This window comes from Gordonia terrae (genome assembly GCF_051789125.1).
In the GTDB taxonomy this organism is placed as follows: Bacteria; Actinomycetota; Actinomycetes; order Mycobacteriales; family Mycobacteriaceae; genus Gordonia; species Gordonia terrae_A.
Window position 1 is genome coordinate 1,111,308 of sequence record NZ_CP196526.1, and the last position, 12,672, is coordinate 1,123,979.

Annotated in this window: 11 protein-coding genes; 6 read left to right on the forward strand and 5 right to left on the reverse strand. The window is 67.5% G+C overall.

Going from position 1 to position 12,672, the window contains the following annotated elements; translation table 11 throughout:
- Positions 1–97 precede the first annotated feature (97 nt).
- Both ACSUZC_RS05055 and ACSUZC_RS05060 read left to right on the forward strand, forming a co-directional pair.
- Positions 98–652, forward strand: coding sequence for a low molecular weight phosphotyrosine protein phosphatase (locus tag ACSUZC_RS05055; RefSeq protein WP_439032994.1), 555 nt, complete (start codon positions 98–100; stop codon positions 650–652).
- Complete coding sequence (locus ACSUZC_RS05060) at positions 649–2,412, forward strand: DUF4012 domain-containing protein (RefSeq protein WP_439031806.1); 1,764 nt, start codon at positions 649–651, stop codon at positions 2,410–2,412. Before ACSUZC_RS05055 ends, ACSUZC_RS05060 begins: the two co-directional genes overlap by 4 nt.
- Before the next feature lie 27 nt (positions 2,413–2,439).
- On the opposite strand, the gene ACSUZC_RS05065 is transcribed toward ACSUZC_RS05060, so the two are convergent.
- On the reverse strand, positions 2,440–3,435 hold the full coding sequence (locus tag ACSUZC_RS05065) for a 1,4-dihydroxy-2-naphthoyl-CoA synthase (protein WP_439031807.1): 996 nt from the start codon (positions 3,433–3,435) through the stop codon (positions 2,440–2,442).
- Positions 3,436–3,616: 181 nt separating this feature from the next.
- Here ACSUZC_RS05065 and ACSUZC_RS05070 point away from each other — a divergent pair, with 181 nt between their 5' ends.
- Both ACSUZC_RS05070 and ACSUZC_RS05075 read left to right on the forward strand, forming a co-directional pair.
- Entirely contained in the window at positions 3,617–3,844 is a 228-nt protein-coding gene (locus ACSUZC_RS05070; RefSeq protein WP_439031808.1) for a hypothetical protein, read from the forward strand.
- A gap of 74 nt (positions 3,845–3,918) precedes the next feature.
- Positions 3,919–4,569, forward strand: coding sequence for a PaaI family thioesterase (locus tag ACSUZC_RS05075; RefSeq protein WP_439031809.1), 651 nt, complete (start codon positions 3,919–3,921; stop codon positions 4,567–4,569).
- Between the two features lie 57 nt (positions 4,570–4,626).
- Here ACSUZC_RS05075 and ACSUZC_RS05080 read toward each other — a convergent pair whose 3' ends face one another.
- Positions 4,627–6,750 carry an Rv1355c family protein gene (locus ACSUZC_RS05080; protein ID WP_439031810.1) on the reverse strand — a complete coding sequence of 708 codons (2,124 nt, stop codon included), beginning with the start codon at positions 6,748–6,750 and terminating at the stop codon, positions 4,627–4,629.
- A 172-nt stretch (positions 6,751–6,922) separates the two neighbouring features.
- On the opposite strand from ACSUZC_RS05080, the gene ACSUZC_RS05085 reads away from it, so the two are divergent.
- Positions 6,923–7,684, forward strand: coding sequence for a hypothetical protein (locus ACSUZC_RS05085; protein ID WP_439031811.1), 762 nt, complete (start codon positions 6,923–6,925; stop codon positions 7,682–7,684).
- Here the strand turns inward: ACSUZC_RS05085 and ACSUZC_RS05090 are convergent.
- Positions 7,630–8,835, reverse strand: coding sequence for a GGDEF domain-containing protein (locus tag ACSUZC_RS05090; RefSeq protein ID WP_439031812.1), 1,206 nt, complete (start codon positions 8,833–8,835; stop codon positions 7,630–7,632). The genes ACSUZC_RS05085 and ACSUZC_RS05090 overlap by 55 nt on opposite strands.
- A gap of 492 nt (positions 8,836–9,327) precedes the next feature.
- On the opposite strand from ACSUZC_RS05090, the gene ACSUZC_RS05095 reads away from it, so the two are divergent.
- Positions 9,328–10,527 carry an EAL domain-containing protein gene (locus ACSUZC_RS05095; protein WP_439031813.1) on the forward strand — a complete coding sequence of 400 codons (1,200 nt, stop codon included), beginning with the start codon at positions 9,328–9,330 and terminating at the stop codon, positions 10,525–10,527.
- A 160-nt stretch (positions 10,528–10,687) separates the two neighbouring features.
- Here ACSUZC_RS05095 and ACSUZC_RS05100 read toward each other — a convergent pair whose 3' ends face one another.
- Together ACSUZC_RS05100 and ACSUZC_RS05105 are read right to left on the reverse strand one after the other, a co-directional pair.
- Positions 10,688–11,134 carry an Hsp20/alpha crystallin family protein gene (locus ACSUZC_RS05100; protein WP_439031814.1) on the reverse strand — a complete coding sequence of 149 codons (447 nt, stop codon included), beginning with the start codon at positions 11,132–11,134 and terminating at the stop codon, positions 10,688–10,690.
- 246 nt (positions 11,135–11,380) lie between these two features.
- The gene (locus ACSUZC_RS05105) at positions 11,381–12,670 is read right to left on the reverse strand and encodes a saccharopine dehydrogenase family protein (protein ID WP_439031815.1); all 1,290 of its coding nucleotides are present in this window, start codon (positions 12,668–12,670) and stop codon (positions 11,381–11,383) included.
- Positions 12,671–12,672 lie beyond the last annotated feature (2 nt).

The window sequence follows — 12,672 nt, forward strand, 5'->3', positions numbered from 1 at the left end:
CCACCGGCCGGTGTCCCGACCACACAGTGAGCAGGCCGACACGCCGGGAGCTCATCGGCGGGCGGACGCATCGCCCACGGGCGGGGCGGCGCCGCGGATGTCGGTCCTGTTCGTGTGCACCGGGAACATCTGCCGGTCGCCGATCGGCGAACGCGTACTGCGCGGCCTCGCGCACCGTGCGGATGTGCCGGTGTCGTCGACGAGCGCGGGCGTGGGGGCGCTCAACGGGCAGCCCATCCATCCGCACGCCTCGGCTGTCCTGACCGAGAATGGTTACGACGCATCGGGATTCGAGTCCCGATACCTGCGCCCACCGATGCTGACCGAGGCCGACATCGTGTTGTGCATGAGCCGCGAGCATCGTGCCGCCGCCCAGCAGATGGCGCCTGCCCGCTGGAAGCGGGTGTTCACGCTGACCGAGTTCGCCGCACTCTGCGACATCGGCCCGCTGCCGGACATCATCGCCGGTCGCGGACGCCTCGACCCGAACTCCGAACTCCTCGACATCGTCGATCCGATGGGTCGTCCGCGCGAGGACTTCGATCGCGTCTTCGCCGAGGTCGAGCCGAAGGTCGAGACCGTGGTGTCGTGGCTCGCGGGGTCCGCGCCCGCCGACACCGCGGGGGAGCGTACGTCGGGGGAGCACCGATGATCCGTCGGCTGGCCCGCAACCGCGGCGTCCAGGTGATCGCGGTCGTGGTGGTCCTCGCCGCGGCGGCGGTCGCCTGGCTGGCGTACTCGGCACTGGCGGTGAAGGGTGATCTGGAGTCGGTGCGCACCGACGCGGGCCGGGCCCGCACCCTCATGCTCGACGGGGACCAGGCCGGAGCCCGGCAGGCGGCAGAGGCGGCCTCGGCGCGCGCGCAGGATGCCGCCGACAGATCCCACGGTCTCCTCTGGTCGGCGGTCGCGGCCGTCCCGGGCGTCGGGTCGCCGCTGAAGTCCGTGCAGGAGATGAGCGATGCCGTGGAGGCGCTCTCCTCGGACGTCCTGGTCCCGGCCGCCGACCTCGCCTCGGTGCTCAACCCCGATCAGCTCCGGACCGGCAACACCGTGAACCTCGAACTCCTGCGCAACGCACAACCGGCACTGAAGTCGGTCGCGGAGAAGTCGGCCGAGGTGACCGAACAGGTGTCCTCGATCGAACCCAGCTGGCTCGGCGTCGTCGCCGACGCCCGGACACAGCTCGTCGAGCAGGTCGACGCCGCCGACTCCACCGTGCAGGCCACCAACATCGCCGCGACCCTGGTGCCCGCGATGCTCGGCGCCGATGGTCCCCGCAGCTATTTCATGGCATTCCAGACCCCCTCGGAAGCACGCGGGACCGGTGGCCTCGTGGGCGGTTTCGCGGTGCTCGACGCCGACAGCGGCCGGGTGACCATCCCCGAGCTCGGCGCCAATTCGGAGTTCCGGGACCCGGCCACACCGAAGATCAACCTCGGGCCGGAGTACGACGCCCTGTACTCGTACTACAAGCCCTACACCGACTTCCGCAACGGCAACCTCAGTCCGCACTTCCCCGACGCGGCGCAGATCTGGCTGGCGAACTGGCGTGCGCAGACGGGTGAGCGCCTCGACGGGGCGATCGCCCTGGACCCGATCGCTCTCAAGTACGTGCTCGAGGCCGTCGGACCGGTGACGGTGGGCGGCGGCGAGAGGATCACCGCCGACAACGTCGTCCCGATCACGCTGTCCACCGCCTATCGGCGCTTCGCCGACGACAACCAGGCCCGCAAGGACTATCTGCAGTCCATCTCCCAGGCGGTGGTGAACAAGCTCATCACCTCGGGCGGGAGCACCCGCAACCTGCTCGAGGCGCTCGGCCGCGGCGTGCACGAACGGCGGATCATGGTCTACAGCACCACCCCCGCGGAGCAGGAGGTCATCGAGTCGACCAAGCTCGGTCACCAGATCTCCGACACCTCGTCGCCGTATCTGCAGGTCGCCGTCGGGAACGCCTCCGGAACCAAGCTCGACTACTACCTGAAGCGCGACATCAGCTACACCTCGGGGCCGTGCACCGGCGACACGAGGGAATCGACGATCACGGTCAAGCTGACCAACACGCTCGACACCACCGACATGACCGACTACGTCGCAGGCGGACTCGGCACGGACCTGTCGGTCAAGAAGGGCACCAACCTCGCCAACGTCGAGTTCCTGGCCACCAAGGGCGCGGTACTCAAGGAGATGACCCTCGGAGAGGGCGGTGCCTTCTACGTCGAGCAGACCCTGCACGGCCGCCCGTACTACTCCACCCGCGTCGGGATCGCGCCGGGGCAGACCGCCACCATCGTCCTGAAGATCGACGAACCCACCTCAGCCCACGGTGCCGCCGAGGTACCCGTCCAGCCTCTCGTCGACGAACCCACCGTGAACGTCGACGTACCGGCCTGCGGCCCGCAGGAGTAGCAGACGGGGCCGGGTCGGTCGTCCGGCTCAGTAGTAGTACGGGTAGTCGTCCCAGCGCGGGTCGCGCTTCTCCAGGAAGGCGTCGCGGCCCTCGACGGCCTCGTCGGTCATGTAGGCCAACCGGGTGGCCTCGCCGGCGAATACCTGCTGGCCCATCAGGCCGTCGTCGGTGAGATTGAAGGCGAACTTCAGCATGCGTTGTGCGGTAGGCGATTTGCCGTTGATCCGTCGAGCCCACTCGATGGCGGTGTTCTCGAGATCGGCGTGCGGTGCGACCCGGTTGACCGCACCCATCCGGTGCATGGTCTCGGCGTCGTAGGCCTCGCCGAGGAAGAAGATCTCACGAGCGAACTTCTGCCCGACCTGTTTGGCGAGATAGGCGCTGCCGTAACCGGCGTCGAACGAGCCGACGTCGGCGTCGGTCTGCTTGAAGCGGGCGTGTTCGGCCGACGCGAGGGTCAGATCGCAGACGACGTGCAGCGAGTGTCCGCCGCCGGCCGCCCAGCCGTTGACGACCGCGATGACGACCTTGGGCATCGTGCGGATGAGACGCTGGACCTCGAGGATGTGCAACCGCCCGCCCTCGGCCTTCACACGGGCGGCGTCGACCGTCTCGGCGCCGGCCGCGGTCACGTCCGAGTCGTGACTGGTGGCGTACTGGTACCCGGACCGGCCGCGGATGCGCTGATCACCGCCACTGCAGAACGCCCACCCGCCGTCTTTGGGGCTCGGGCCGTTGCCGGTGAGCAGGATCGTCCCCACATCGGGACTACGGCGGGCGTGATCGAGCACGCGGTAGAGCTCGTCGACGGTGTGGGGACGGAAGGCGTTGCGGACCTCCGGACGATCGAAGGCGATACGGACGATGCCGTGCTCACGCCCCTGTCCCACATGGCGGTGGTAGGTGATGTCGGTGAGATCCGCGAACCCGGGCACAGCAGCCCACAGCGCCGGATCGAAGGGCTGATCGGCCGTTCCGGGGGTCGGGCCGTCGGGGTTCTGGGTGTCGGGCGTCGCACTCATGGGCTCAGCCTAATGACGGGCGCCGGGCACCCGGACGGTACCCGGCGAGCGGGCCGACTCCGTCGAACAGATCACAGAAATGACACGACTGCGATGCAGATTGCACTCGATGTGCTGGTCAACGGTGTGGCTTCGGCGGAAACATCACCGAACTCTCAGATTCGGGTGGTTAGCTGTCCGCATGGCTGTATGGGGGTGGATTCTGATCGTCGGGGGCGCGTGGTGCGTGGTCTCCGCGACGGTCGCGGTGATCGTCGGGAGGGCGGTCCGGATCCGAGACGACAGAGAACGCGGGCCGCGGGGGATACCCGACTACGTCCCGGAATCGACGCGCCGTCTGGCACGCGGGGGCGTGTGCGTGGACCTCGCCGATCACCGGCGGACCGATCGGCGGATCGACTCGCCCTGATGTCCGCAGGCCCGCACGTGCGGACCAGGGCACCCTTCCGATTCGCGGAGCGGCAGCTCATCTACGGTTGAGCGGTGAGTGAAGCGAACGATCGCGCTGCCGAGACCGTCGAAGAAGACCCGCACGAGGGTGGTTTTCGCGCTCATACGGCGATCACGACCGAGCGCGGCGGTCCCCGATACGGAGAGTTCAGCGAGCAGGTGCGCCTCCTCATGGACAACGCGCGTTACGCCTGCCCGGACGACGATCTCGTCGGCGAACTCATCGACCACCTGACCGCCGTCAACGAGAAGCTGGCGAAGGTCCGGATCGACGAATGGCATTCGCCCGCCGGTACCCGCATCGACCTGCCGTCCCGTGGCAACATCACCCTGCCGCCGTACGAGGTCAAGGAAGTGACCGAGACCGGGGTCGTCGCCGAGCTGACGTTCCGTGACTTCCACCTCGGCGGGAACAACGCCGCGCACGGCGGGCACGTCGCGGTCGCCTTCGACGACGTCGGTGGCTTCGCGTCGGCCGTGGCGGTCCAGCACGTCAGTCGCACCGCGTACCTCAACGTCCAATACCGTTCGATCACCCCGCTGAACACGCCGCTGCGCATCGAGGCGTGGGCGGACCGTGTCGAAGGCCGCAAGGTGTTCATCAAGGGCACGCTGCACGACGGCGACCGCCTGTGCGCCGAGATGGACGCGCTGTTCATCAAGCTCAACCCCGGTCAGGCCTGACCGGCCGGATTCCGGAACGGCCGGGCGGGACGTGCGACGCCCCGCCCGGACCGTCGTTCAGAAGGCGATGCGGCGACTCACCTGCAGTGGTGAATCCGTCCGCGACAGGCGATAGACGATCGTCGGGGCCTCGTCTTCACCGATCGGCCACCACTCACGCATCTCCTGTCGCAGTGCGACCAGGTCGTCCCCGTGATTGGACGACAGCGCCCGCGCGGTGGCGTCGTCATGGGCATAGAGGAACGTCGGGGTCATCGGATGGACCGCATAGCCGAGAGACTCCGCAGCGACCCAGACCCGTTCCGCGACGAGGCCGGCGCGCAGATAGTCCGCAGGCTGCGTCCCCTTCTGCACGAGCAACAGCATGGCCGATGACGACGCGACCCGGGAGCCGGCATCGGCCCCGAGCGCGGCACCTCCGCCCCAACGGTCGAGCAGCTCCATCACGTCGGCCCGGCGCAGGACGTCGAGCATCCCCGCCATCGCCGGGGGCAGGTCGAGCGAGGCGACGTCGATGCCCTCGGCCGCATGCGGGTCAGTGGTGAGCTCGGTGAACATCTCCCGGTGCAGTTCGGGAGTCAGGAATCGTGCTCGGTCCGAGCGGGAGATGATCGATGCGTACCGGGCGATGTCCGCCCGATCGGTGATCGCGACCAGACGCGTATGGTCGTCGTCACCCGCGTCCTGCAGGCGGGCGACGTCCTGCGCGGACAGCGGCGATCCGTCGCCCACACCGCGCCGGGTGCCACGGGTGAGGATCTCCCCGAGCTCCTCCTCGGCTTCCGGTGAAGGCGTGCCGGTGCCCACGCCTTTCAGCCGTACCCGTCCGGCCAGGATCCCTTCCTCGTCGAGGATCTCGACGTCGTCGAGCACACCGCGGGCGGTGGCCGCGACGCGGGCGTTGTACAGGGCCGCCCCGACCGCCACCGCCGATGCCCGGTGGCCCACGTCGAGGGTGGAGGTCCGGGTGCGGTCCAGCGAGATCGTGACCGAGTCGTCGTCGTGGGTCACCTGCCACGGTTGCTGATTGCCCGCCGACGGCGCCCGCAGCGCGGCGTGGACCACGAGGTCCCGGTCGCCGAGGTCGTCGGGATCGATCGCGGGCGTCGCGTCGGTCGTGCTCGTGTCCGTGGTGGGGGTGGTGTCGGTCCTCGCCGCGTCGGCTGCTGCGAGGGGATCGTCGAGGCCGTCGAGCCACACGTCGCGGTCGAACCGGACTCGGCCCGAGGGCAGCGGCTTGTCCTGGACGAGCCTGCGGACCGCGGCGGCCACGGTCGCACCGCCGAGCAGGACGTCACCGCCGAGCTGGGGCCACGCGGTGACCGTGTGGCCGAGTTCGATGGCCGACGCCGCCATCGCGGCGGTGACCTTCGACGGTTCGAGGACCCGGACGGCAAGCGGGGTCAGTTGTGCCCGGTCGAGTCCGACGAGGTTCTCCATCCGGAGGTCGCCGGCCAATCCGTGGAACAGGGGCCGCTCGGGATCGAGATCGAATCGCTCGACATCGAGCGTCCCGCCGTCGCTGGTTTCCATGAGCACCGGAATGCGGCGGGACCGGCACTTCTCCCGGACGAGGACTTTCACGTCGAACGAATCACATTCTTCGACGACGAGGTCGAGCCCGTCGAGGAATTCATCGATGTTCTCGGTCGTTATGCCCGTCGAGAAGACAGCGGTGGTGAGGTAGGGATCGATTTCGGAAATTCGGCGGGCGGCAATTTCTGCTTTGTTGTCGTCGATATCCATCAACGTCGCCGGAATTCGATTCATATTCGTCAGCTCGAGATCGTCGAAATCCGCGAGTCGTAATTCGCCGGCGAGTCCCTCGAGGGCGAGGGTCAGAGCTATGGCGTGGCCCACACTGAGACCGACGATGCCGATCCGGAGTCGGCCGGCCGCGTCCTGTTCTGCCGCCGTCAGTTTGTGCCGGTTGCGGTCGAGGCGGAGACGACGGAACGCGCGTGGACCGGGGATCTTCACCAGTGCATTGCGCCAGGGGAAATACGCGAAGCGCGGCTCCTCGGCGTGCAGGTCGGGGTCGGCCGGGGGGAGCAGCTCGTCGAGTGCACGGGTGGTTTCGGACGTGATGTCGGACACATTGACCGAGGAATCCTCAGCAAGCTGAACGGGTAGTTCGGCTGCTGAGTACAGGGTGGCGGCGGCCGCCGGCGACGTGTGCATACAAGCATCGTGGCCCACCTGATTGCGCGGTGCCAACCCGCCAATGGGGTGGATTTCGAGAAAGAAGGACGCTTGTGGGAGTGCATAAAAGCATCACTGTGGCAGCATTACACGCGGGGTCAGGGGAGATCTCGTCTCTAAATTTCCTATTTCCGGAAGGCAGGAAACTGCGATGAATAAGATGACAGCTACCACCGATGCGGTCCGCACCGGCAGACTGCAGGGCGTCGCACCCGAGACCGGCACCGAATACTCGGTGATCGTGGCCAGCCCGCGCCGCGAGCCGGACCTGTGGCGCGAGTACCTGGGCGGCGCCGACGCCTCCTACAACCGGCACGGCTGCGCGGCCGCGCTCGACTACGACGAGGTCGCAGGCGGAACGGGTACCGCCATGTTCTTCGCCGTGCTCGACCACGACGGCAGGGTCGTCGGCGGGCTGCGGGTCCAGCCTCGTCTGGAGGCTGCCGCCCAGACGCACGCTCTGGTCGAATGGGCTGGTCAGCCGGGGCAGGTGCAGCTGGTCAATGCCATCGAGGAGCGTCTGCAGGGCGGGATCGTCGAGGTCAAGACGGCATGGGTGGACGAGCGGTCACCGATCGCGGGTACGGTCGCCGGCCAGCTGTCGCGGCTGGGTCTGGTGATCATGGAGCTCTCCGGCGTCGACCACATGATGGCCACTGCCGCCGACCACGTGCTGCGTCGCTGGCAGTCCGGTGGCGGCCGGCTCGACGAGTCCGTGCCGTCCACCCCGTTCCCGGACGAGCGCTACCGCACTCGGCTCATGTGGTGGGACCGTGCACGGTTGACCGACCACACCACCGCGGAGACCTGGCGCCGTATGCGGTCCGAGGCCGATGCGCTGCAGTCGGCGTCGCAGGTTCAGCGTCCGGTCGTGCGGCTGTCGATGTCCACGAAGTCGGCCGGCCGCCGGTAGAAGACCTCGTACAGGCTCGCCGACGGGGGCGACGCCGTGCGTTCGGCGTCCGCGGCATGCGCACTCGGTGCGCCGTCGTTCCAGACGACGGCGCCGATCGACTTGATCACCGTGGTGTCCCGACCGTTCTCCTTGGCCTGGTACACGCAGTCATCGGCGCTGCCCAGCAAATTGCCGATCACGTCGTCGGTGGAGTAGGCCGTCAGGAACCGGTCCGAGACCAGCTGGTCCCGGGCGGTGAGAAGCGGCGCGCAGACGCCTCCGACGCTGATGGTCACCGGAGCCGCGGCGGCCACCGCGGCACGCAGTCGTTCGGCGCTGAGCCAGAGTTCGTCCTCGTCGTGGACGACGTGGAACATGAGGAACTCCTCGCCGCCGTATCGGCACACCTCCGAGCCCACGGGCGCGTGCTCACGGATCGCCGCTGCCGCCGCGAGCAACACACCGTCGCCCGCGAGATGTCCGTACTGGTCGTTGATCCTCTTGAAGTGGTCGACGTCGAGCAGCAGGATGCCGATCCATCCCGTCGACGATCGGGCGGCCGAGAGGAGCTGGGACGCACGGATCAGGAATCCGCGTCGGTTGAGCAGGCCCGTGAGCGGATCGATGCCGACCAGGCGTGTCTGCTGGTCGAGCACGGCTTCCATGGACTTGCGCAGCGCGACGACCAGGAAGACCGGCACGACGATCAGGCCGAGCATCGACCCGAAGCTGATCAGGTAGGCGGGCAGGGAGGTGTTGGTGATGGCGAGAACCACGGCGACGCACACGACGGCGAGGATCAGGTGGGTCATGATGAGGCGCGTCGTCGCCGAGATCGCGCCGATCGCCGGGATGACCGCGACGATCGCCAGCACCAGGGCCGAAGATCGGGGCGAGGCCAGGATCATCGAAGTTCCGCAGATCCCGACGATGCCGAGGCCGCCGAGGAATGCGAATTCGAGATCAGTCAGACGAGCGCGGATGGCGGTCACCGCGAACACCACGGCGATGAACGACCAGATGGTCAGGAGGATCGGCATCCCACCCGGATACAGGGTGTCGGGTGCGAGCACGCTGATCACCGGGAGCGGGATGACTCCGCCGGTGCTGATCAGCGTCGCCATCGACCGGGCGTCGTAGCGGCGCAGCACCTTCCTGATCAACGACATCTACTGGGACCGCTTTCCGTCGGCGGCTGTTCTCACAGCCGCTGGCTCGCCGAACTCCGCTAATCTGCAACCGTGGCTTCATAGGCGATAATCACGTAATCATAAGAGGACTGGGTGCAAGCAATGAAATGTACCTTACCAGCACTTTTGCCAAGTCAGGCAGAATCGTTAGCCGCGCTGTCGAGAATTACACGGAATGCCTGTGAAGGTGTCTGGGTAATTACTTGACTTGGTGTATGTAAAGGCTGAGAAGTTCATGATCGCGCCGGGGTGCAACCGGCCGAGTCGATTTCGCGAATGCGCGCGGACGAGTTCGCGGGGACCATCCGGCGCCGTCCCGTCGGAGCACGTCGCCGAGGGCACCCGGCAAACCGGTCCCGGGTTTGCCTCTTCGGCCTCTGTCCTCATCGTCTATGCGGAGTAGAATCTCTGCGTGAATGTGCGCGGCGCACTCGACGCCGCCCGGGGGGATCGGACTGAACGAATGACGTCGTGTTGACGTTCGGAACATCGGTGATCGCGGTGTCGGTCGACCCGTACCACCGCGCCGTGGTCGCGTATGGCTATGCGACGTCGGTCTCGGCCGCCGAGCGGTTCATCGAAGAAGTGCTGATGCCCATCAGCCCTCGCGCGCAGTTCCGGCGCCGGTCCGACCTCCAGTGGCTCATCGTCCTGCCCTGGACCGACGGCGGCGAGGACGAGCGCGGGCGCAACGCGCTGATCGACGCCGCGCGCACCAAACTCGGCGCGCACACGGTGAGCGACGGAGACCGGAGCTGGTTCCTCGACGTCTGCATGGGAGTGGCCGTCGGGAACGACGAACTCGACGCGCAGACCGACGAGGAGCTGATCCGTCATGCCGACGCCGCCCTGTGCATCGCACTGAAGCGACGCACCGCGGTCGCCTTCGCCCACCCCAACATGCTGCGCCACATCCGCGCCGAGGTGGACCTCGCCGGTTGGCTCACCCGGTCGGTGGAGCGTGACTTCTCCGTCTTCTACCAGCCGATCGTCGCGGTCGCCGACCGCAGCGTCGTCGGCTACGAATCGCTGCTGCGGTGGCACACCGAATCCGGGGTCCTCGCTCCCGACGCGTTTCTCTCTGTGGCCGAAGGTATCTCGTTGCTCGCACCGATCGGGCGGCACGCCATCCGCGAGGCCATCCGGGATCTGGCCGGGGACATCTCGCGTGTGATGGGGGAGCAGACCTTCGTCTCGTTGAACCTGTCGGGCCAGCAACTGTGGGACGACGGACTCGTCTCGTATGTCGAGGGCCTCATCGAAGGGCACGGCGTCGATCCGTCGAGGGTCTGGGTCGAGGTGCGCGAGGATCAGGCCATCCGGGTCGACACGTCCGCGTCCCGGGCGATCGATGCGCTGCACGATCTCGGATGCACGATCTGCATCGACGACCTGGGCGCCGGATTCTCGGCGCTGCGATACGTCCGTGATCTCCCGGTCGACGTCCTGAAGGTCGACCGCACACTCATCGCACAGCTGGCCGACAGTTCGTCGGACCGCGCGGTGGTCCGTGCCATCGGGGAGATGGCCGCCGCGACTGGCGTCCGGATGGTCGCCGAGGGTATCGAGTCCGAGCATCTGATGCCGATTCTCGAGGACTTCGGCTTCGACTTCGCCCAGGGCTATCTGTTCGGTCGTCCCGCACCGCTGGCGGATCTCTTCGGCGCGTAGCCCCCGGTCGACTCGCCTGCTCGCGGACAGGGGCGGCCGGTCGCCGTCTCCGGCGAACCGACCGCCCAGGCGGACCGTTCTACTGGTTGTTGAGCTCTTCCCGACTTCTACCGATGGCGCCTCCTGATCGGATCAGACTGCTACACAGGGCAGATGGCCATCACGTGACCGTCTGGGTCTCGATGGCCTGCGGTCTGCTCGAGCTCTCCACCTCGATGCGGCGGGGCTTGGCCTTCTCGGCCACCGGGATCGTCACGGTGAGCACGCCGTTGTCGTAGCGGGCGGAGATCCCCGAACTGTCGATGGCGTCGCCGAGCGTGAGCTGACGACGGTAGGTTCCCGAGAACCGTTCGCTCGTAAGCCATTGCACGCCTTCGTCGGAAGGTGTGCTCCGCTGCGCGGACAGGGTGAGGACCCCGTTGTCGACGCTGACGTCGATGGAGCCGGGGTCGGCGCCGGGGAGATCGGCGACGAGCATGTAGTGGTCCTCGACCTTGTAGAGGTCCAGAGGCATGAAACGGGGAGTACGCGGGGTTCCGGCCACCGAACCGGTCATCATGCCTCGGGTCCAGGCATCCATGTCGGAGAAGGGATCGAAACGAAGCACAGCAGTTCACCTCCTGTCTTCCAAGGCTGCTCGCCACCCGTTCGACGAGCAGTTCATCGCTGTACTGACAACGAAGATAGCACCGGATCCGGCACTCGTCTAGCACTCTCCGGTGGAGAGTGCCAGAAATTTTCGAGGCGTCGACGGCAAGCGGCCCAACCGCGAGTTCGGCTGCGCCGCTGATGGTTCGGCGAAGCGCGAACGTGCGCGGTCGGGCCGCTGGGATGTCGGGTGCCGACGGCAGGGTCAGTCGGGGAGCTCTGTCGTCTCGATGCTGAACCCGGCGTTCTGGAGGCGGTCGATGAGCGCATCCCCCATGGCGACGGCCGTGGTGAGGACGCCGGCCCGCTTGGGTAGTCGATCCCGGTCGAGTGCGAGTGCGAGCGCACTCTCGGCCAGCATCACCGCGGTGGCCTTGTAACCCGGGTCGCCCTTGGCGCGCATGCGCGACCGGTACCGCCGGCCGGTCGTGCTGCGCGTATACGTCTCGACCACGAAATAGCCGTTCTCCCGGGCCTTTTCGCTCGGTCCGTCACCCGGCTTGGGTAGCACTCGGTCGAGGACGCGACGGGTGGGTCCGAAGCTCATCGCACCCATGAACGCGCCCGTGCCGACCGCGACCGCGCCGGCCAGGAGTGACGACACGGCGGGTATCCCGCCGACACTCATCGTCTCGGCGTAGTGGAAGTTCTTGCCATAAGCGTTGTCCAGCAAGGCGTTCGAGCGCCGAACGATGCGGGTGTTGTGCGCCGCCATGAAGAACGGCGCGAGTGTGCCGCGCAGCGACGGATCGACCTTCTTCGCGTTGATGATGGACAGGTCGCTGGGTTCGTCGGACAGGCTGACCCGCGGGACGTCACCCGGGCCGCTGGAGAGCGCCTGGGGGTTGAGCATCAGCCGGCGGGACTGGGCGTTGCGCGCCTCCTCGGCGATGACCCGCATCGAGTCGATGGTGCCGCCGGAGATGCCGCCCCGGAACGAGGCGACCACCAGGGTCGTGTCGGTCATCTCGCCGGCGTCGTCGGCGAGGACCTTCTTGTACAGCGCGTAGGTGCTGATGTCGGACGGGACGGAATCGAAACCGCAGGAGTGCACGATGCGGGCGCCCGATGCCGCGGCGACCTCGTGGACTTTGTCGATGGAGTAGCGGACGAAGGGAACCTCACCGGTGAGGTCGACGTAATCGGTGCCGGCGGTGGCGGCGGCGACCACGAGCGCCTCACCGTATTTGAGGTAGGGGCCCACGGTGGTGCAGACGACCTGGGTGCGTGCGACCATCGCGTCGAGCGCCGCGGGCGACTCCGCGTCGGCGATGATCAACGGCCAGTCGTGTGCGCGCAGCGGCAGGCGTCGCCGGGCCTCGGTGAGCTTCGACTCGTTGCGCCCGGCGAGTGCGATCTTGGTGCCGATCGGCGCGTGGTCGGCGAGATAACGCGCGGTCAGCTCACCGACGAAGCCGCTGGCGCCGTAGACGACGACGTCGAATTCGCGGCCGTGGGATGTGGACGTGTTCTCGGTGCTCGATTCCCCGCTCATGG